Origin of the sequence: Colwellia sp. Arc7-D (assembly GCF_003061515.1) — a bacterium.
Taxonomy (GTDB): domain Bacteria; phylum Pseudomonadota; class Gammaproteobacteria; order Enterobacterales; family Alteromonadaceae; genus Cognaticolwellia.
In genome coordinates this window covers 137,213-157,420 of the sequence record NZ_CP028924.1, presented here as the reverse complement: position 1 = coordinate 157,420, position 20,208 = coordinate 137,213, and the positions used below count along the sequence as shown (strand labels likewise).

Below are 20,208 nucleotides of genomic sequence, written 5' to 3'. Positions count from 1 at the left end.
AAGGTGAAGACCACTGCAACTAAATGACACCGGAACTACCTTTTATTACAGCCACTTAGAATAACCATGACACTCAAAGAACCTTTATTCTATATTCTGGATCTGCTCACGCATCTGCTCAATTAGCACTTTTAACTCTACCGCTGAATTAGTGATGTCAGCATTAATAGATTTAGAGCCTAAAGTATTCGCTTCACGGTTAAACTCTTGCATCATAAAGTCTAAACGTCGGCCTTGTGCGCCGCCCTTTTTCAAGATGCTGCGAGTTTCTTTTACGTGGCTAAATAGGCGATCAATTTCTTCGTCAACGTCCATTTTTTGCGCGAGTAATACTAACTCTTGCTCTACACGTGAAGATTCTAGTTCGATGTTAGCATCAGCAAACTTGTCGGTAATGCGTTTGCGTTGCCATGCAATGATTTCTGGCATATGGCCTTTAACAATATCGGCTTGCTCGACAATGCCGTCTAAGCGTTGTTCGATAAGCACTTTCATGTTGGTACCTTCATCTGCTCGGGCAACAATAAAGTCTTCTAGTGCTTGGTCAAAACCGGCAAGAATTTCAGCTTGAATGGCATTCATGTCTGACTCTTCGGCTTCCATTACGCCAGGCCATCGCATGATTTCAAGCGGGTTAATTTGGCTATTCAATGTTTGCTCATTGATCCAATTTGCATGTTTTAACAAATTTTCAGCAAGCGCTGTATTCATTGATAAATTGCTTTTTTCACCTGGATTAGCGTTAAATCGTAAATTACACTCTACTTTTCCGCGGTTTAGTTGTTTACGAAATCTTTCACGTAAAACTGGCTCTATGCTTCTGAATTGTTCAGGTAAGCGAAAGTAAGTTTCGAGGAAACGTTGATTCACACTGCGAATTTCCCAAACTGCATTGCCCCAGTCGCCTTTAATTTCATGACGAGAGAATGCTGTCATACTATGGATCATAGAATTGCCTAAAGAGTTAAAGTTAACATTGTGGTGAATTATGCCCTAGCTGATACTTGGTATCTAGTTTAATAGGGGTAAGTAAGCAAGATTATGCCTTAATAACCTTGCTGTTTAATGCCTTAAGCATTGGCTTTTTGCCAACGAGATTTAATATGATCAGCCACACGAAATGAGTTGGCATATATAGTAAACGTGTACGGCACACTGCCACCTGTTGGCATAAATGAAGCATCGGTAACAAATAGGTTTTTAACTTCATGGGTTTCGCAGTTTTTATTCAACACTGAGGTTTTAGGGTCATGTCCAAAACGACAACCACCTGCCATTAAGTTGGATGCGGGTGCACTGCTGATAGATGATGAAATGTTTGTTGCGCCCATTTCGCTAAGCAGTTTTTCCGCCTTTTCAGCTAAGTATTCACCTACATCTAAATCATGGTTATGCGCGCCAATACGTATTTTAGCCACTTGGTCGCCCCACTTGTCGGTAACTTCTTCATCTAAATCAACAAAACAATTGTCGTTGGGGAGCCAATCGTTAAACACTTCAAAACGCAGTGTTTTATACGTTGTAAATTCAGCTTTCATGCTTTGCTTTAGTTCTTCGCCCCAAATTAACTGTTCGCTACCTTGGTTTTCGTCGTATTGCCATTTTGTGCTTTGCGCACGTGATATTGGATTTTGATAAAACAAGAAATCGATCGTGCCACCTTTGGCTTTACCGTTGCGATTAATACCATTAAAGTCTTTATCGTCAATTTGATACCAGTCTTGTAAGGCGCGGTTTATAAAGGGTCCTACTTGCGTTAGTTGTGCCTTTTTTTCTGCCGTTAAGTCTTTATAGAAAAAATCACCTCGGCCAGTGCCACCACCGCTAAAGATTAAATTTTTCCCTACATTTCCAGAATTATTTGCTAGACCATTTGGGAACTTTTCACCTTTTGATGCCAGTAATAAGCGAGAGGTTTCTACCGCTTGGCAAGCCACCACGTAATATTTGGCTTGAACCACTTTTTCCCGCCCTGCTTTGTCATAATAATGCACGCCAGATATTTCACCTTGGCTATCGGTAGCAATTTTAAAAACTTTTGCATGTGGTGTAATGGTGCAATTACCCGTAGCAACCGCATGATTTAATAATGCCGCCCTACCACTGCCTTTTGCGCCTGACGAACAACCGTAGCTACTGCAATAACCTGAATACTCACAGCTATTTCTGCCCATTGCAGGTTGCGAAAGTATTGCTCGTGGTACAGGTACAGCATGATAGCCAATGTTTTTTGCACCCTCATCTATCCAAGAAGAAATTGCATGTTCAGCAACAGGAGGATAAGGAAAGTCAGTGGAGCGAGGTTCTTGATGTGGATGTATTGTCACTCGGCCTGATACGCCAACAACTTTTTCTACTAGTGCATAATAAGGCTCTAGTTCATCATAACTCAACGGCCAATCTTCAACATTAGCCCCTTCAATTGCACCAAATGCTGTTTTTAAATGGAAGTCTATCGGCTTTAAACGATGAAAATAGCCACTCATAAAGTTTGATGAACCGCCAACTACGGTACCATTCCAAAAGCTCCAACCCGACTCACTGGTTGCTTCACCTTGCCAGTAACTTTCGCCAGCGTCATTTTCATATTCTTCTTCAATGACATGCTGTTCATCTTCAAGCTTGGGGTTGTAAACATCACGCAAGCTAATGGCTAATTCATCTTTGTAGAATTCTTTTTCGGTTAACCAAGCACCTTTTTCTAACACTAAAACTTTTGCGCCTGCATTAGCTAAGGTATAAGCCACGGGTGATGCGCCTGCGCCACTGCCTACGATACAAATATCATATTTCATGCTTTTTTAGTTCCTATTTGCGAGCGAATGTATTGCTGGTGACTCACCACTTGTGTGCTTGATTTACTTGTTTTAGCAACTAGGTCTGCCTTGTTATTAACAATAGGTTGTTGACCCGGTAACTCATAATATCGCTTACCTGCAGGTGGTAGCGGAAAACCAGCTTGGTGATCTAACCATTGCCACCCTATACCGTTGGGGTTACCACCGTAACTTGGCGGCGAAAGCATCGCTTCAAAAATATAACTCACTAAATTACTTAACCAATTTTCACCCGCTCGTGAGTTACTTATTGCGCGCAATGTTTTTTCTTTTTCTGCCAGTGTCAACGCTACAAAGTTTTTCTGTAATTGACTCTGACTAAAACCATTTAACCAACCAACGCCTTTGTAGATAAATTCTATTTCGGCATTATCTGTGGGTTGTTGATGCACAACATTATATAAATATTGCGTTACTTGAATTTCATTTGCACTTGGCCCGGTTGGTGAGTCTGGCAACAAATGTGCGAGCACGGCATCAAGGGTTAACCAAGGATCAGTTTGTAAAACTTTTGCTAATTGCTCGTTGGCTAAAGCAGACCAAGCTTTTAATGGCATAGCAGCCACCATAGTTGCGCCTGCAGCAGACTTTAATGCACTGCGTCGTGACACTTTTTTTTGTAACCATGTTGGCGTTCTAAAACCTTCATCAAAAAATGAAGTTACTTGCGATATGGTTTTGCTAGCCACTTTTTTTCGGACTATATTTTTAGCTGCTTTTATTGGTGTCATGTACATTTTCCTTATTATTTTTTACCTGCCACTTTGCTAAAAAACTCAGCCAGTATGTTTCAGAATATTCCAAGTTATCAAGCAACTCTGCGGTATCTTTTGATAGTAACATTTGCCCTGTGCTGGTTGAAACATACATATGAGGATAGCCTTGCACTGGCGGTAACGACTTCATAAAGGCTTCGTTTTCGTTACTGTCGCTCACACTCACTTTAAGTAATACATAATTATTATGTAAAGCTTGGTAAATTTTCGGATGCTTTTCTAAAAAGGCATCCATTTTATGACACCAAGTACACCAGTTACCGCCGATTTCGATTAATACATTTCGATTAGTTTGCTGCGCTAAGGTAATGGCCGCTTGTGCATCTTTAAATGGATCGCGCTTATCGTCATACACCTTGCTAAAAAGAGGTAATTCATTTTCTAATTCAATAGAAACTATACGCGCAGACTCTTGTGCACTTGATAAGTTAGCAAACAATACACTAGATAAAATCAATACAAAAAATAGCTGAAATTTCATAATTACTCTCAATTTCGTTAACGGGCAAAGGCAGCTAACAACAAACACATAATAGTATGACCTTAGTTTAATTAACTATATTTCAAAATACTTGTCAGGTCATTATGTCAAATTGCCATCCGAACGATTATAATGCGCAGCAATTATATTACGATAGGAAATTCAACATGCGTCCAAGCGGCAGAACTTTAGGGCAAATTCGCCCAGTAACTATTACTCGTCAATTTACAGCTCATGCAGAAGGCTCCGTGCTTATTGAATTTGGTGATACCAAAGTTATTTGTACTGCAACAGTTGAAACTGGCGTTCCACGCTTTCTTAAAGGCCAAGGTAAAGGTTGGATAACTGCCGAGTACGGTATGTTACCTCGCTCAACTCACACGCGTATGCGACGCGAAGCGGCTAATGGCAAACAAAGTGGTCGGACATTAGAAATTTCTCGATTAATTGCTCGCTCTTTACGTGCTGCGGTTGATTTAGTCGCCTTAGGCGAAAACACAATTACAGTTGATTGTGATGTTATTCAAGCTGACGGTGGCACACGTACTGCTTCAATTACTGGCGCTTGTGTAGCCTTAGTTGATGCGTTAAATCATATGCGAGCTAAAGGTATTATCAACAACAACCCTCTTAAACACATGATTGCTGCTGTTTCTGTTGGCATGTATAAAGGCGAAGCCGTGTCTGACTTAGATTATGTTGAAGATTCAGCTGCCGATACTGACATGAATGTTGTAATGACAGAAACAGGTAAGCTAATTGAAGTGCAAGGCACCGCCGAAGAAGAGCCATTTAGCTTCGACGAAATGCAAGAAATGCTAGCACTAGCCAAAAACAGCATTAACGAACTGTTTGATATACAAAAAGCCGCTTTAAACTAAGCCATTTAGGAGCTAATAATGAAAGATTATCAACGCGAATTTATTGAGTTTGCCTTAGCTAAACAAGTATTACGTTTTGGCGAGTTTACATTAAAATCAGGCAGAACGAGCCCTTACTTTTTTAATGCTGGCTTATTCAATACCGGTCGTGATTTAGCCCGTTTAGGACGTTTTTACGCAGCGGCACTTCAAGATTCAAAAATTGAATATAACTTGTTATTTGGCCCTGCTTATAAAGGTATACCGATTGCCACCACGACAGCAGTAGCACTTGCAGACAGTTATGATATTGATATGCCGTATTGCTTTAATCGTAAAGAAGCTAAAAAACACGGTGAAGGCGGCAGCTTGGTTGGCTCTGCTCTTGAAGGTAAAGTGATGTTGGTTGATGACGTGATCACCGCAGGTACTGCCATTCGTGAATCAATGGAAATTATTCAAGCACATGGCGCTGAATTATCAGGTGTACTTATCGCTCTAGATAGACAAGAAAAAGGTCGAGCTGAGCTTTCTGCAATTCAAGAAGTAGAACGCGATTTTCATACTAAAGTCATTTCTATCGTGACCTTAGCAGACGTGATCAGTTACTTAGAAGAACAACCAGACATGGTTGATAGCTTAGTAAGTATTAGAAAATATCGTGAAGACTACGGTATTTAGTTTGTAAGTTGCCTTACAACTCAATCGAAAAGCCTGCAATTTGCAGGTTTTTTTTGTTATTCGGCTTTCATTTCAAATACTCGAAAATTAAGTTATTAATCGTTGGTTTGAGCATAATGAAAATATGGTCAAGTTATTATGGGTGGCTTGATAAATTCACAATTACCATACTTAAAAAGGGTAAATTAAGTGTAGTTTATTGTTAAAAATATGAGCAAGTTTTATGGGTGGCTTGATAAATTTGTGGCTTTATATAAATTTGGGCTATTTGAAATCAAGAGTTATTGAATTAATTTACTCCATCCTATTGCTTGGGTAAAGCCTCTGAAAGAATACGATCTACTTGATTAGAACTAATTATCTGTGCTTCAACATAATCAATAGACATGGTAAGTAGCTCAGTTTTATAAGCTCGTTCAGAAAATACACTTATCAAATTTTCACTTAAGCCGTATTTACCATGATCAATTAAAGTTTTCATACAACTGAATACTGTTTCTTTTTCAATTGCTGATTCTCCTATTTTAACTGTGTAATCCAATAAAGTTTCAACAAAAGCAGCACTATTGTTACGACAAGAAAATACAACACTTTTATATAAAAACGATCTTTCCGGCTTAATTTGTTTATCAAACATATACTTTAAAGCTGAAACATTTCCCTTTTGAACTATATAACTGAAAATTATAGCCTTTCTTTCATCAGTTAACTGGATAGAATTTAACTCAATAAATTCAAACAAATCGTTAAACGAACCATTCATAGCAAAATAGTTAATTGCAATCTCGCCTTGCTTGTCAGTCAATTCAGCGCTATTAACTACCTTAAAAGGGGATGCTGATAAAATTAAAATAGTTAATATCGCTAATAATTTATTCATATTATTTACCCTCCTTTTCCTTTAGATTATTTAATAGCACACTTAGCCCTTCGATCTTGTTACGACTATCAATAAGTAACTGCTCCATCAATTTTTTAGATTTCGTAGTTTCAATTAATATAGATAGCAAGCGGCCATTTCCGTAGCGAACAGCATACGTAAAACAATTATTAGTTGAATTTTCATCTAATGAGGTTTCTGGTTTATAACCTTTATTCAATAAATACTCGATTTTTTCTATATTCTGTTTTTGACAGATGCCAATTAAGTATTTGTCTTCATTCTGATATACACCTCCTAACTCTTCAAATTGATGAATAACAGACTCATCAACAGAATCTTCATACAGAAAATAATGTGAAATAAAGTTTAAAGACTCTAGATTGACTGAATTTATATCCACCTTTGATTCTTTAACTGATTGCAGCACACCTGAATAGCCACTGTTCTCATATTCTAGATAATACTCATCAGAATGCGCATTTATATTTACTATTGCAGCCAGACATAAAGTGAACATTTTTGTTAAATAAGTCATAAATTACCCTCCACAAGCTACAATCACCTCAGGGGTGCTAGCGCATTGAAGATGTGTAGTCATCAACTGTGCTACCGATAAGCCAGCAGCCAATCCATTACTTCTCAATATAGCATAACCATTCATTTGTAGATTTGTCGAAGGTTTATCTGCCAAGGTTTGATCCGCTTTAAGTCTAATTTTCGGCTTAGAAACACTCGTTGTTGTATTAACTGACTGTTCTAGTGCTCCATTAACACATTCTATATATGCTGAACAGGATGCCATTTGTGCGTTTTTTTTCCCCATTGCTGCAACTTGGGCCTGAGACTCCGCCATCATAAATACAATATCTCCATCAGTATTATATTTGATACTACCATCAGAATTTCTAAATGGAACCATATCTCCAACAGGCACTTCGTACGTATTGGTATTCTCGTTCCAATAACCTCTCTTGGCTTCATCATTCAATAGCCGAGAAAATGCTCCCGTTACAGCCCCATTAGCGAATTTACCACCTGTAAGAGTCGAAGCCGTGCCGCCTATAGCTGCTGCTTTGATGGCGTTACCCAATCTATCTCCATCAACAAAAACATCTCCACCTTGACTAACAGCTTGAGTAAATCCAGCAGCCACAAAACCGTGTCCAAACTTACCTCCACTAAGCACGCTACTTATTCCTCCTGCCATGCCGTGAAGTAAAGTTTTACTAGCTTTCATTCCCATTGTCATTGCTTTGCCAGCAAAACCATTATGTATACCCCCAAACATTGCTCCAGTAAAAGCCCCAATTAAAGCTCCTTTTAAAGAGCCTGTGGCTACACCTCCTGCGACAAAGCCTGTGATAGCACCTGATGTCACAGGGCCAAAACCGCTCATAAAAGAAGCTCCCGGTAAGTAAACTGCGATGGCAATAGAGGCTATTGTTCGCCAATGTTTCTTAATAAACTTACCAAGCTTTTTAAAGAAATACCCACTCGGATCGGTATAACTCATCGGATTATTCAGCACATAACTATAACGGTTGTAGTTTTGGCTATTAATTGGTGCCTGAATATGCGGATCCGCCTGCATAAAACGCCCCAAGACAACATTATATGTGCGACCATTCATATGGATAATATCCATATCATTGACCATTTTGTGCCCAGTATAGCCCCTACTTATACCGGGGCTTGAATAGGCGCTAAATATACCATTATTATAGACATTGTATTGCTTGCCCCATGGGTCATAAATAAACTGTTGCACAACCATGCCACTGGCATTAGTAATTGAAGTGGTCGAGCCTTGATGGTCTTTGTGTAAATAAAACTCATCGTTGGCATTATTACTACGTTCGGTAATAACTACGTTGCCTACATAAAACTTATGCTCGATAACGCCACTGGGTAACTTAACTTGCTCATAACCGCCTAAATACAAGGTTTTTGTTTGCTTACCCCCTCGGGTGTCAACCCGTTTATAAACTTCTCTATTAGGCCCGTAACTAAACGCGGTTTTACTGGTGTCTTGGGTGATTAAGTACGGCTTATCAAAGTTCGTATAATCTGAGGTGCGTTTACCGTCATTTTTCACATTGCCATTATCGTCATAACTTAGATTGTAAGACTTTTGGCCAGTAAAATTACTATATTGATACACCCCTAATAGACGGTTGGTTTTATTAGTATCATACTTATAATAGCCGGTATTTTGCTTATATGTAATATTACCCCAGTCGTCATATTTGTAGTTTTCGTTCATTCGATAACGACTCGGCAATTGATAATACTGATTGTTAGTATTGTCAGATGTAGAAGCATTAACCGTATTTACTTGCGTACTAAGTGAACACTCTGGTGGTGGTACAGGACCTGGAACTGGAAGAGCAAAGCTTTTATTAATGCCTGATGTTGCGCTCATCATCGAATGACTTAGTAACAAGTTACCTCCACCACTGCCATCACATGGGTCTGTCGGGTCAATGGGGTCAACTGGGTCTAGACCTGTACCATCACCTGCATTAGAAATAGCGATACTGCGACGGATAACTCGGTTTAAATCATCATAGGTATAGTGCTCCGCAAAATTACTGCTGCTACCCACACCAAAAAACACGTCACGGTCGGTTAAGTTGCCAATAGTATCGTAGTCATAATCAAAGCCATGTAAGGTTAATATGCCACTATTGGCATCAAGGCTTTTAAGCCAACCTGTACTGGCTTGGTAGCCTCGTGATTCACTCGTGCCATTGCCGTATTTTATTGCTGTGGCTTGCCCTCGACCATTCACACTTTCAATATGTTGATATACCCGACCTGTACGGTGGTTTAATTGCTTAGTCAGGTAACCATTTTGATAAGTATTTCTAATGGTAAAGTTTTTGGCAGGGTAACTTTGGGTATAAACGCGATGATAGTTGTCATACGTTGTTGTAGAGGTGTAGTTTACGCCGTCAACTTTCAGGATTTGTTGATAGGGTAATCCGTAGCTGTAATACGTTTGGCTTTGCTGATAACTTGGGGTACTTGTTGTGCTACAAGACTGATTTTGACCTTCAAAATAGCGCAGTGTTTTAAGTTTTCCAACCCTATATGTCGCATTGTCATTGTTATTTCCAATGTCCCAACAAACAGTGCCACTAGCATCATAACGTCGCACCTTTCGGCCTAAAATGTCATAACTAAAGCTTACTGTTTGGGATTGGGCATCGGTTTGACTTAATAATTCACTAAAACCGCTGTAGCTATAGCGCCATAAACCTTTATCTTGGTCGTTTGTGGTTAATTTCACCCCATAAGTGCCGTAGGTGTTCGTGGTGCGTAAGCTATTAATATTACTGCGATTAATTCCCCTAACATTTAGCAGTTGGCCGTAGGCATTGTACTGATAACGCAGTTCATTCCCTATAGTGTCAAATACACTGCTCGTTTGCCCGAGATAGTTTTTAACGGTTTCAGTGCGCTGCCCTTTAGCGTTAATGGTAAAACTTTGCTTACCGTATTGCTCCATTTCAACAAAGCCACCATTAGCTTGGCGGTTTGAAATCACTCGCCCTATAGCATCATACGTTGGTTCACTGTAATAACTACTAGCGCTATTTTTCCCTGGCTCGTAATTGCGCTTAACACGCCCTTGTTGATCATAAGTAGTTTTTGAAACACGCCAGCTGCCATCTTGCAACTTAACGCGTGTTTCAACTTCTCGTCCCCAGGCATCAATGAATTTTTGTTTTTCTGTTTGCCCATCAGCTAAAGCCCGAATTCGTAATAATGCATCAGAATTTACACAATTGGTATTGGCGCAATAGTCTTGATAAGTGTAACTTTTGATTTGTGTTTTGCCGTAAAGGCGGCTTTGCGTTACTTGCCCTAATAGATTTTGATATTTACGACTTTTTATACCACTGGCATCTGTGGTATCGGCATAATCAATCAAGCCTTTTACTGTGCTTGCTGAAACACCATTATAAGTAAAGCTAGTCGCTTCGTTTAAGTGATTTTTTACTGATAGCACATAACGATAACGACTATCGAATGTGGTGAAGCTTTTACGTGTTTCAAAATTAGTACCTGTACTACTTTTCGCAGCCGTTGACCAAGCTTCAATTTTGTTGCCAGCATTGTCATAAATATAGCGAGTCGTTTGTTTGGTCTTGTTATTTTCAGGTGAAATAATGGATGATTTCAGTAATAAACTGCCAGCATAGTAGTCAAACGAACTTTGACGACTAATATTGCTATTTAAACTGCTATTTTGGTAGAGCTTTTTATTAACAGTACTATGGGTTAGCCGTCCTTTTTGTTGATATAAAACGCTACTTCCATAAGTATTAGTCGTGGTGGTTATTAACTTATTTTGGCTATTTTCCGCATCTGATACCGTAACAATTGACGTTTTAACATTACCAAAAGTATCGTAAGTAAAAGCACTTTCTGTTGTGCTTATTTCATATTGGTTATTGTCACTACCCAAACTGTTACTTTTATCCGTACTACTATAAACATAAGGCATTAAGCCGCCGCTAACAGTGCCACGTTGTTTTAATTCATTTTTGGACGAACTTAGTATCACGTTGTCTTTCATTTGCAATGTACTGAGCGGCATACCGGTAAAAGGCCATTGCTGGTGGTAAGCGGTTTCTGTGACAATACCTGATTGGTTATCGGTGGTGCGCAATGCTTCAAACCCTAATAAGCCACGACCTTTTTTATGTAATAACAAACCGCCATATTGATAAGAGACACTCACGTTACTATTGGTTGTGGTTTGTGTATTTACGTCATCAACAACATAGAATGCAGCTTTTGGGGAGAAATAGTCACTATTAGTGTTAAAACTCGAGTTTTGTCTAAAATAAACCTCAGAATCGGTAATGTTTTTATAAGATATTTCTGTTTCCACGCCCCAACCACTGGTGATTTTATCTATAACATGATCTTTGCGGTTAGGGTTACTTGCTAGGTAAGTTTTCCAACCATTATCATTGGTGGAAGTTAATAGGTCGATCTTGCCATCAGCGTTCATATCGCCAAAGCGAACAGCAGCATTTTTATCAACGGTTTTAGTGCCGCGCTTTTCAAAAATAACTCTATTAGCTGACGTACTAGGTCGCGACAGTATTACGTGCCAGTTGGTTGATGAAGTAGGATAAAGCACATCTGCACGGCCATCGCTATTTAAATCAATAAAGTACATCATGTGACTTAAAGCGTCACTGGTATTAAAACTTGTTGTTTGGGGGCTAAGAAACTCAATACCATTAGACAGACGGTAATACCAACGTGAGCCTTGCTGAAACATTATATCGGTATAACCGTCACCATTTAAGTCAGCGGCTTTTACGGTTTTATAATTACCTAGCGTTTGTTTATCGCTATAGTTTGAACCGTCAGAAACTAATAATTTATATGTACTGGTGCTTTCAACGGTCCATACACCCTGAATACTTTCACAATCATATTTTGTATCGATGAAACCATTAAGGTTGCAATAGCCACTCCTTGTTCCGACTTTAATAACTAAGTCTGTGCGTCCATCGCCATTTACATCAATCCCTGATGCTGTTTTAATATTCGCTGTTTTACGGGTAATATTACCTTCAAAAGCTTTGCTAGATGAGCTTGATAAATTACTGATTGAGTTATCATGAATAAAACTGCCATTTCCGCCATTATTTAAATATGCTTCCAGATGGCCGTTTTTGCGAAAAACAATATCTTCTAAACCATCACCATCCACATCAGCAACTTGCGCATTTCCTTCTAACCCTGTGGCACGAACACCTGTATTAACAACGGTTAAATTTGAGTTCTGCGTGAAGGGGTGGCAGACATGCTCATAATTAGCTTCTGTCTCGCAGCTCTCAACTAAATTAACACTTGGAACATAAGAAATGATCATCCAATTGCTGGTTTCACTGTTTGCGACAAGTAAATCACGTTGACCGTCGCCGTTATAATCAATAGTTTGGGCGTATGCTTTTTTAGAAACTCCGATGTTGGTTAATCTGATATTGCTAGTATAGGAAGGCCCTAAACTGGCATACCAATAACTACCCGACGTATAAACAATATCTGAATAACCATCACCATTTAAATCAATAATTTGGTTATAGTCACGGTTAGCTGATCGGCCTTTAGTTGAGGGGTATTTATTAAAAGGGGCAAAACTTTCAGTCACGGCGACTTTATAGCGATAACCGGTTTCTGGTTCAGTTTTCCAAGTAAAACTTGTCGATTTTTCTGCCGGTTTTTGCCAAGAAAAAGTAGTTGCAGGCAAACAGTTAGTTAAGTTTGTATCAGTACATTCTTGAATAGACTCTAAGTAATTTTTCTCCTCTAATACAGCCGAAGTAAAATAATTTAATGCATAGTGACGAAATACTTCATGATCTTGATAAATGGTAACGCTATCGAGCATTTTGCTCATCGATATTGGAGTGCCAACTGACCAGCCAACAAAAATTTTAGGATTGTCATTATAGTTGAGTAATACACGTGCAAATGGTGATTTACCATCAGTACGACCAGTATAGTGCACCTCCTTTAAGTAATGTTCGCCTTTTACAGTATCTTCAAAGTAGCGAAAAACAATATAATTACCTTTAACATCTTTAATCGCCTTTAATGCCCAAGCTTTTGCAATATTACGACTGCCTGCATTAACAAAGGCATCGCTACTGCTTTCATTTCCACCACCGTACACCTTAAGACCAATATTCATTGGCAGGCCCATACTGTCGCTACCAGTAACACTTGACGCTAAACCATAATAGTGAATCTCACCTGATTTGGTTTCAACCGTGAACGCGGCAGGGCCTTGACTGGTATTGCCATGAGCTTTAACAACACTAAAGTTATCAATTTCGGTGTGGTATTTTCCTGCAGCCCAATAACTATTGTTTGATATATTTTTATCGTGTTGATTACCCCAAGTCACTAAACGTTGACCATTCAAGCACAATCGATCATTTGCTGAATGGCTTATATTGCCTTGTTCGTTGTCTAAGGTTAGGTTTTTAGCACACCTTGATATTGCTGAAGCGCCGGAAAAATTCCAGCCACGGCCCATTAACCCGTCACCACTATTGCTGTTATAGGAAAATCCAAGCTGTGGCTGTACGCCGGCAATACCAGCAGGTATGTTTAACGGAATGCTATAAGTCGCACTCCCTGACTCGTCAACACGGAATGAGCCATTCGTCTGACCAACATAAGTGCTAGCAAAAGAGTTAAAGCAAAGAATAATACAGGTGAATATAAAGAATGAGTTGCCATATTTCATAGTAAAGTCCGTTTTACTTAGTGAAGATTAATCGTCCATTTTTTATACAGCCTAGTTGAAATTCTCAATTTGTAAACGTAGAAATAAAAAATATCGCCACACAAGTTGCCAATAATTTACTCACAGAAATGAATGCCGTAACAATAACAAGATGTTATGAGGCTATATTTTTAGTCTAAAATAATTTGAAAAAACTGGTCAGTAACTGAAGAGTTTGAACGGTGGGGGAAACTATGACCTCATTTGATGAGGTCAATAATAGTCAATTTATATATGATTAATTGTTGAAAAACACAGCGGTTTTACTTTACTGATTTTAACTCAGATATTTCCTGCGCTAGCTGATATTTTTTAACGGTTACTATTGCTTCTAAAACCTCTAAGCGTTTTTTTACTGCTGTTAATTCATTCGCCATATTTTGCTTTTCTGATTCATTTAAATAACCATTTATTTTTATGGCTAGTCCAAATACTGACAAATACAATGGGCAATGCAAACGCAAACAAAATAATCATTACAAAAATCATGCCTTCGTCCATTTTTTCTCTTCTCGTTAAATAATATATAAAGTTAACTTCAAGTACATTCCAGACCATTTTTATTTTATAATAAATACAAGAGGTTATGTTAGTGGCGCAAAGCTGACATGTGAAAAATGGTATTATTGACCAACTTTTAGTTCATATAAAAATGATTTTAGCAGCTAGTTATAGGTAGGTTCTATGCTCACAATAACGAAATCCGCACTACTGCCTATATTACTGATTCGATTTTTATCCTGACTTAGTTAACCTTAAAAAGCAGCTTAATTTAATCAAAGTACGGTATAAATCAAAAAGCCTGCAATTTGCAGGCTTTGGGTTTTGTAAAAACTTTTAGATTAGGCGGTTAATTCAAACTGATAGCTTGGTGACTTGTCGTAAGCTTGATTGATATTTGAATAAAATTGTTCAATTCGACCCGCTCTTTGATCAACGGCTAAAGGCCGACTTGGCGCAATTGTTTCTTGTGCTGATAAGGTCTGTTCTATTTGTCGATCAAAAGCTTTACTACTTTCATTATTTGCAAAGCTCTCATCACTTTGCAGTATGCTTTTGTCACGGAATAAATCACCGTCTTTATATTCTTCTTCTGTATTTTCAGCATTGGCATTCGCATTAACTAGTTCTGCTTGCGCCTCTAAAATAATACTCGCTGCTGAGGCTGCTACTCGAATATCTTGTGAAGATGGGTCAGTTGGCGCTAAAGCCGCCGCCTGAACTTTATTCATTTTAGCGATCGTTTCTTTAGGTTCGCCAGCAATCGGCGTTAAGTCTACTGAGACCTCACCTTCAACAGCGTACTTTTTACCATTGGGACCCGTTTCATATGAGTAGTTCGGCGCGCCAGTGAACGCACCACCTACTGATGCATGAGCCCTTTCATGATTACGTACTTCTTTATCGCGACTTTCTAAACTGCGAATGACTTCTTTTTCTGCTACTACTTCTGCATCAGACTTTTGAGAGTTACTTGTAGAGTCTCGGCCTTGTTTTGAATCTGCAGAGTTTTCACTATCGTTTTGTTCTGAATCTTGGCCTGAACTTTCATTGTTTCCAGCGTTACGGCCTGAGCCATTGCCAATAACATCGTTAGCAAGTTCTGCTTGCTTGCGTAAACTAGCAAAATCTACTTGTTGATTATTTTGCGCAGGTGTACGACCCCGCTCTTTATCTGAAGCAACCCCTTTTTCCGCGGCTGATTGGCTCGATGGCTCGGGCCGTGTGATGATTTCTCTTTGTTGATTATCACGGCGCAAGCTATCAGTCTGCAGGTTTACAGCAGTTTGTACGGGAACTTGATTGCTTTGTGGTGTGATATTCATAGTGGCTAAACGCGAACGTCCAGTAAAGTCCCTAGGTTTTCATCAGCTGACTCTATAACGTTAGCAGACGCTTTAGCTTGAAATTCTGCCACACGTAATTCAACCACTGATTGTGTAAGGCTTACTGTGTTGTTTGAAAGCTGAGGAGATGTATCTGAAATTTGATTACTACTTTGCCCACCTATACCATATGTTTCAGGTGTTATACCTACGTTGGTGGCTATATTTTCAGCAGCTTCATAGGCACTTTCAGTGGCTTTTTGAAAGCCTTGAAGGCCAGTATTAAAAGCGGATTGAATTTCCATAAAACTCTCCTAAATTATTACACTTGCTTATCTGTTTAATTATTGACCAAAAAAGCCAAAAAGTAAACTATGTATTTTTAGTGAAATTTTGGGCTATCCAATTCTTTAATACCACTAGAAACTCGCTTTGATGGGATATGAATGGCGCATGTGAAGCTTGTTCAAATATATAACTTTGACTATTAGGTACAATTTCATCAACTCTACTTATGACTTGTTTAGGTACTAAACCATCAAGCTTTCCGTAAAGCCTTAAAAATGGCTTATCAATCGATTGTATCTGCTCAGACAAATTTGATGTCTCTAATAAACTTAATGAATCGTCTAACACCTGTCTACTAGGTTGAGCATACTGCATAACTAGATCACGAATTGTTTTAATGTCTTGGCGTATATGTGGGCTGCCCATGGCTTGAATTTTCAAAAAATTGCTAATGGTTTTTGTCGTGTCTTGAGCTAATTGCTGGTGAAACAATGCCAATACGCTCGCTTTAATACCAGGCCAATTATCACGTTCAACAAACTGAGGAGAACTTGCAACAGTAACTAACCCTAATAATAGCTTAGGGTGTGAAATGGCTATTTGACTAGCAATTAACCCACCTAACGACCAACCAATATAAATAGCAGGTTTCCCAACCGCCAGAGTAATCAGTTCAGCTATTTCAACTAAAGAATATTCAGCCAGTTGCACCGAATTATTTGTAGCAAAACCTGGAAGATCAACGGTAATAACTTCAAAATCAGTCTGTAAATTCGCTAAGCAAGGCTGCCAAACAGCAGAGTTAAGGCCCCAACCATGAATAAACACTAGCGGAGTTCCTTGTCCTGTACTCGCAATTTTTAATTTTTGTGTCATGCTTTTTGTCATGCTTAGTGAACTCGATAACGGGTAGGCGCATAGTTTAACCAATGGATGCTAAAAATGGAATTTGGCAATACCGACAACAACAAAATATTATTAAATTTACAACGATTATTAAGCCAGCGTTTTAGCGCTTTTAGGCTAAAAATAAGCAGTTGCATTTTATGTGGTAACGCTTGCCAACATCACCCCTTACTTTGTCAGTTTTGCCAAGCAGATTTACCTTATTTTAATTATCAGCTTCTGCCTTATGACTTACTTTCTTGGCCTGCGGTGACAAAACTGATACCAAAAAAGAATTTTGATCACCTAATTGCCATTGCTCCCTATGTTTGGCCATTAGATACTTGGATTACTCAGTTAAAATATCAACATAAAACCGAGCTGGCTGAATTATTAAGCTACCTATTAATTGACCATTGGCATAACTACCTTGAGATTGAAAAAACCAATATTACCCCTGACAACACCTCAGTGTTATCGGTACCATTACATTTAAAAAAGTGGCAAACCCGTGGTTTTAATCAAGCACATCTGATAGCGCGCAAGTTTTCAAAAGCTTTTGATTACTCTTATCAAGCTAATGTAGTGATTCGTGAAAAGTGTACTGAAAATCAGGTAGGAAAATCTGGTTTAGATCGCCGAAAAAACTTAAAAAACGCTTTCGGTTTATATTTAGGTAAAGGAGAGCGTTTACCGAAAAATATCATTTTAATAGATGACGTAGTGACCACAGGAACAACCGCTAATGAGATCTGTAAATTGCTGAAAAACAGAGGAGTGCAAAGTATTACACTCCTCTGTATTAGTTTAGCCATTCCGAACTAGCTTGGCTTTACTCTGCTAAGGTTGCGCTAAACGCTTTGGCAAAAAACAAGCTGTTTGCCACTATCTTCATACTGCCTAAAAAGTAACCTCTAAAAACTAAGTCGTCGGTACTTGCAATAACTCGCCCTTTTCCAACGTTATGAGCAACAAGTGTTGGATTATTTGCTAAACGATTAACCAAGTTCTGATCTGAATAGCCACTGAGTAAAGGCGTTTTGCTATATTTTGCTACGCTAATGAAGGGTTTTGCTGTTTGCTCCATAATAATAGTGCTGTTACGGAATACGGGTAATTCACTTTGTTGATAACCGTAAGCAAGTGGATGACTAATATCTAACTCGGCTTTAAATATAGCACCGGCAATGCGCTTTCTTGCAGAGAGTTTTTCTTTATCACCATAGGTTAACTTGTCGGTATCAAACAGTTGGTCGATATGATTTTTGCTGACAAAATCAATTTTAAGTATCTCATTAGTTGATAACCATTGAGCAGCACTTTTTTGGCCAAAAATTACGCCACCATTAGCCACCCATGATGCAAACTTTCCCACTACCTGAGTACTTAAAGCCTTATATTTCCCATCCACCATAATAATATGACTGTATTCGGCTAAATCAATGGCACTTAATCTTTGCATTTCGACTACCGTTACTGGTATTTCAAGCAAGCTATCAAGGTAATAAAGCATTTCTCCTGCTTCATATTGTGAAACGCCTTTGCCTCCCACTAATAATACTTTAGGTGCCGATACTGGACGAAAAGAGCTACTGCCTATATCAATACCTTTCGCCGTTAACCCCGTATCTAAAGCGTTCAACGGTATTTGGCTTTGCGCCGCTAAGTCAGTCAAAATACTCTGCCAGTTTTCAACTTGTTGAATGCCAGCAGGTACAATAATAGTGCCTTGATTAAACGATTTAACTTTGCCATTTACTGTCGCTGAAAAGTCTTTAGTAGCGACCTTTGCTGTAATGTTGGCGTTAGTAATTTTGTTTAACAATTTAGGTGCTAAAAAGTCATGCCACTCAAATGCATAAGCGTAAGCTGATTCACTTACTTCAGTTGCTTTTGCCTCGCTAGGCTGCCAAGATTTTTCTTGTGTTTTTAAGCCCCAAGTACTACTAACTTGATCAAACTTGATATTCATTGCCAGTGGTAATGTCCAGCCTGAAACATCATAAAAAGTATTATCTTCAAAGTTTTGTTGTTGATTAAACAAAGCCTTGATTACGCGATATTGTGGCTGCTCTAACGGAATATAATAACTCTGCTCAGCAATGTATGTTAGCTCATGACGCTTATAATCTTGCTTAAGCGGATAAACCTTAATTTGATGTTGTTGTAACTTACTTAAGAAAGCTTGTAACCGATAATGGTCACTTGTTTCGGTAAAAATATAACCGTTAAAACTTTCATCACTGGCTTGTTTTTCAGCTAATTTAAAAAAGTCTCGACGATAATCTTTAAATTTAGCTTGGTTTTTCCACGCACCTTCAATAGTCGATAACGATGTTAATACATGATTTTGAATACCGTATTCAAAGGTTAATAAACCATTAACCGTTTGTTGTTGAAAACCACGACTACTGGCTTGTTCAAACAACACACCAATGCCGCCATTGATATCAGGATAAGTTGAGCCTTTTCCATAATAAAAATCATCGAAGCTTTCTTCGCTGTAATATAAGCGTTCTTTTTTATCGAGCGCTTTTGCATGATAAGTTGCTAACAACTGTGTTAATTCGGTATTTTTTTCCGGTGTTAAAGGGTGGGTTCGTGTTGGAATGCCAGGCTGAAAAAAATAACTACCGTTCGCGCCCATTTCATGAAAGTCACCCAGCACATTTGGTTGATATTGATGAAAATAGGGTAAGCGATTTTGGCTTTCTTTTTGCGATAAAAGCAACCAATCTCGGTTTAAGTCAAAACCAAAATGATTAGTACGACCAGTACGCCAATTTTGATGATGTTCAATATGGTTTGGATCAGGGTTCTCGGCGATCCCACGATGTGTAGTTACCCAATTAACAAATCTGTCCATACCGTCAGGGTTAAGACTTGGCTCTATAACGATAATAGTGTCGTTGAGCATATCGGCAACAGCTTTATCTTGTGAGGCAGCTAAATGATATGCAACCACCATGGCGGCATTGGTACCACTGATTTCATCGCCATGCACACTATAGCCTAGCCAGACCACAATAGGATCTTTAGATGACGCTGCTATATTTGAGCGCCTTGCTAAAATTTCATCAATATTATTAAGATTATCGGGGCTAGAAATCGTCAGCAAAACTTGTGAACGAAATTGCGTGGTTCGACCCATCTCCTCAATATTAACTCGATCAGAAGCTACTGCCACTTTTTGTAAATAACTTAATACTTGGTCATGACGAGGGTGACGTTCACCGATACCAAAACCTAAAGTAGACTCTGGCGTAGGTATTTTCTGATTATAAACACTATCACTGGGTAAATAAGTACTCACATTCGCACTGAACACAGCAAACGAGGTGCTTAATAAAAAAAATATTACAATTCG

Annotated in this window: 15 protein-coding genes; 3 read left to right on the top strand and 12 right to left on the bottom strand. The window is 38.7% G+C overall.

The genetic code is table 11. The features are described 5' to 3' along the window. Nucleotides 1–84: 84 nt before the first annotated feature. The 4 genes from DBO93_RS00655 to DBO93_RS00640 form a co-directional block, all read right to left on the bottom strand. Entirely contained in the window at nt 85–948 is an 864-nt protein-coding gene (locus DBO93_RS00655) for a YicC/YloC family endoribonuclease (RefSeq protein WP_108454605.1), read from the bottom strand. A gap of 122 nt (nt 949–1,070) precedes the next feature. Then, complete coding sequence (locus tag DBO93_RS00650) at nt 1,071–2,795, bottom strand: GMC family oxidoreductase (RefSeq protein WP_108454604.1); 1,725 nt, start codon at nt 2,793–2,795, stop codon at nt 1,071–1,073. Next, on the bottom strand, nt 2,792–3,568 hold the full coding sequence (locus DBO93_RS00645) for a gluconate 2-dehydrogenase subunit 3 family protein (protein ID WP_108454603.1): 777 nt from the start codon (nt 3,566–3,568) through the stop codon (nt 2,792–2,794). Before DBO93_RS00645 ends, DBO93_RS00650 begins: the two co-directional genes overlap by 4 nt. Further along, a complete protein-coding gene (locus DBO93_RS00640; RefSeq protein ID WP_108454602.1) occupies nt 3,546–4,094 on the bottom strand; it encodes a thioredoxin family protein in 549 nt (182 codons plus the stop codon). The genes DBO93_RS00645 and DBO93_RS00640 overlap by 23 nt, the downstream gene beginning before the upstream one ends. A 167-nt stretch (nt 4,095–4,261) precedes the next feature. Between DBO93_RS00640 and rph the strand changes: the two genes are divergently transcribed. Together rph and pyrE are read left to right on the top strand one after the other, a co-directional pair. Further along, entirely contained in the window at nt 4,262–4,975 is a 714-nt protein-coding gene (rph, locus tag DBO93_RS00635) for a ribonuclease PH (RefSeq protein ID WP_108454601.1), read from the top strand. Between the two features lie 18 nt (nt 4,976–4,993). After that, on the top strand, nt 4,994–5,635 hold the full coding sequence (gene pyrE / locus DBO93_RS00630; RefSeq protein WP_108454600.1) for an orotate phosphoribosyltransferase: 642 nt from the start codon (nt 4,994–4,996) through the stop codon (nt 5,633–5,635). Between the two features lie 304 nt (nt 5,636–5,939). On the opposite strand, the gene DBO93_RS00625 is transcribed toward pyrE, so the two are convergent. From DBO93_RS00625 to bioH, 7 genes are all read right to left on the bottom strand, one after another. Then, the gene (locus tag DBO93_RS00625) at nt 5,940–6,515 is read right to left on the bottom strand and encodes a hypothetical protein (RefSeq protein ID WP_108454599.1); all 576 of its coding nucleotides are present in this window, start codon (nt 6,513–6,515) and stop codon (nt 5,940–5,942) included. Nucleotide 6,516: 1 nt separating this feature from the next. After that, nucleotides 6,517–7,053 (bottom strand): hypothetical protein, encoded by a 537-nt coding sequence (locus DBO93_RS00620; RefSeq protein WP_108454598.1) that lies wholly within the window; start codon nt 7,051–7,053, stop codon nt 6,517–6,519. A 3-nt stretch (nt 7,054–7,056) separates the two neighbouring features. Then, the gene (locus DBO93_RS00615) at nt 7,057–13,803 is read right to left on the bottom strand and encodes a toxin TcdB middle/N-terminal domain-containing protein (RefSeq protein ID WP_108454597.1); all 6,747 of its coding nucleotides are present in this window, start codon (nt 13,801–13,803) and stop codon (nt 7,057–7,059) included. A 302-nt stretch (nt 13,804–14,105) separates the two neighbouring features. After that, a complete protein-coding gene (locus DBO93_RS00610; RefSeq protein ID WP_239059052.1) occupies nt 14,106–14,288 on the bottom strand; it encodes a hypothetical protein in 183 nt (60 codons plus the stop codon). 396 nt (nt 14,289–14,684) lie between these two features. Next, nucleotides 14,685–15,668: a putative metalloprotease CJM1_0395 family protein gene (locus DBO93_RS00605; RefSeq protein ID WP_108454596.1), complete on the bottom strand. Its 984-nt coding sequence runs from the start codon at nt 15,666–15,668 to the stop codon at nt 14,685–14,687. 5 nt (nt 15,669–15,673) lie between these two features. Continuing rightward, a complete protein-coding gene (locus tag DBO93_RS00600) occupies nt 15,674–15,973 on the bottom strand; it encodes a hypothetical protein (RefSeq protein ID WP_108454595.1) in 300 nt (99 codons plus the stop codon). 67 nt (nt 15,974–16,040) lie between these two features. Then, complete coding sequence (gene bioH, locus DBO93_RS00595; RefSeq protein ID WP_162533687.1) at nt 16,041–16,832, bottom strand: pimeloyl-ACP methyl ester esterase BioH; 792 nt, start codon at nt 16,830–16,832, stop codon at nt 16,041–16,043. Between the two features lie 66 nt (nt 16,833–16,898). On the opposite strand from bioH, the gene DBO93_RS00590 reads away from it, so the two are divergent. Next, the gene (locus tag DBO93_RS00590) at nt 16,899–17,666 is read left to right on the top strand and encodes a ComF family protein (protein WP_162533686.1); all 768 of its coding nucleotides are present in this window, start codon (nt 16,899–16,901) and stop codon (nt 17,664–17,666) included. Nucleotides 17,667–17,673: 7 nt separating this feature from the next. Here the strand turns inward: DBO93_RS00590 and DBO93_RS00585 are convergent, their stop codons facing one another. Beyond that, nucleotides 17,674–20,154 (bottom strand): M14 family zinc carboxypeptidase, encoded by a 2,481-nt coding sequence (locus tag DBO93_RS00585; protein WP_239059051.1) that lies wholly within the window; start codon nt 20,152–20,154, stop codon nt 17,674–17,676. Nucleotides 20,155–20,208: the final 54 nt, after the last annotated feature.

What these genes read in the sequence shown, in the direction of transcription:
- bioH (WP_162533687.1), bottom strand. Translation starts at nt 16,832, where the DNA reads ATGACACAAAAATTAAAAATTGCGAGTACAGGACAAGGAACTCCGCTA.
- DBO93_RS00620 (WP_108454598.1), bottom strand. Translation starts at nt 7,053, where the DNA reads ATGACTTATTTAACAAAAATGTTCACTTTATGTCTGGCTGCAATAGTA.
- pyrE (WP_108454600.1), top strand. Translation starts at nt 4,994, where the DNA reads ATGAAAGATTATCAACGCGAATTTATTGAGTTTGCCTTAGCTAAACAA.
- rph (WP_108454601.1), top strand. Translation starts at nt 4,262, where the DNA reads ATGCGTCCAAGCGGCAGAACTTTAGGGCAAATTCGCCCAGTAACTATT.
- DBO93_RS00650 (WP_108454604.1), bottom strand. Translation starts at nt 2,795, where the DNA reads ATGAAATATGATATTTGTATCGTAGGCAGTGGCGCAGGCGCATCACCC.
- DBO93_RS00655 (WP_108454605.1), bottom strand. Translation starts at nt 948, where the DNA reads ATGATCCATAGTATGACAGCATTCTCTCGTCATGAAATTAAAGGCGAC.
- DBO93_RS00590 (WP_162533686.1), top strand. Translation starts at nt 16,899, where the DNA reads ATGGAATTTGGCAATACCGACAACAACAAAATATTATTAAATTTACAA.
- DBO93_RS00645 (WP_108454603.1), bottom strand. Translation starts at nt 3,568, where the DNA reads ATGACACCAATAAAAGCAGCTAAAAATATAGTCCGAAAAAAAGTGGCT.
- DBO93_RS00640 (WP_108454602.1), bottom strand. Translation starts at nt 4,094, where the DNA reads ATGAAATTTCAGCTATTTTTTGTATTGATTTTATCTAGTGTATTGTTT.
- DBO93_RS00625 (WP_108454599.1), bottom strand. Translation starts at nt 6,515, where the DNA reads ATGAATAAATTATTAGCGATATTAACTATTTTAATTTTATCAGCATCC.
- DBO93_RS00600 (WP_108454595.1), bottom strand. Translation starts at nt 15,973, where the DNA reads ATGGAAATTCAATCCGCTTTTAATACTGGCCTTCAAGGCTTTCAAAAA.
- DBO93_RS00615 (WP_108454597.1), bottom strand. Translation starts at nt 13,803, where the DNA reads ATGAAATATGGCAACTCATTCTTTATATTCACCTGTATTATTCTTTGC.
- DBO93_RS00605 (WP_108454596.1), bottom strand. Translation starts at nt 15,668, where the DNA reads ATGAATATCACACCACAAAGCAATCAAGTTCCCGTACAAACTGCTGTA.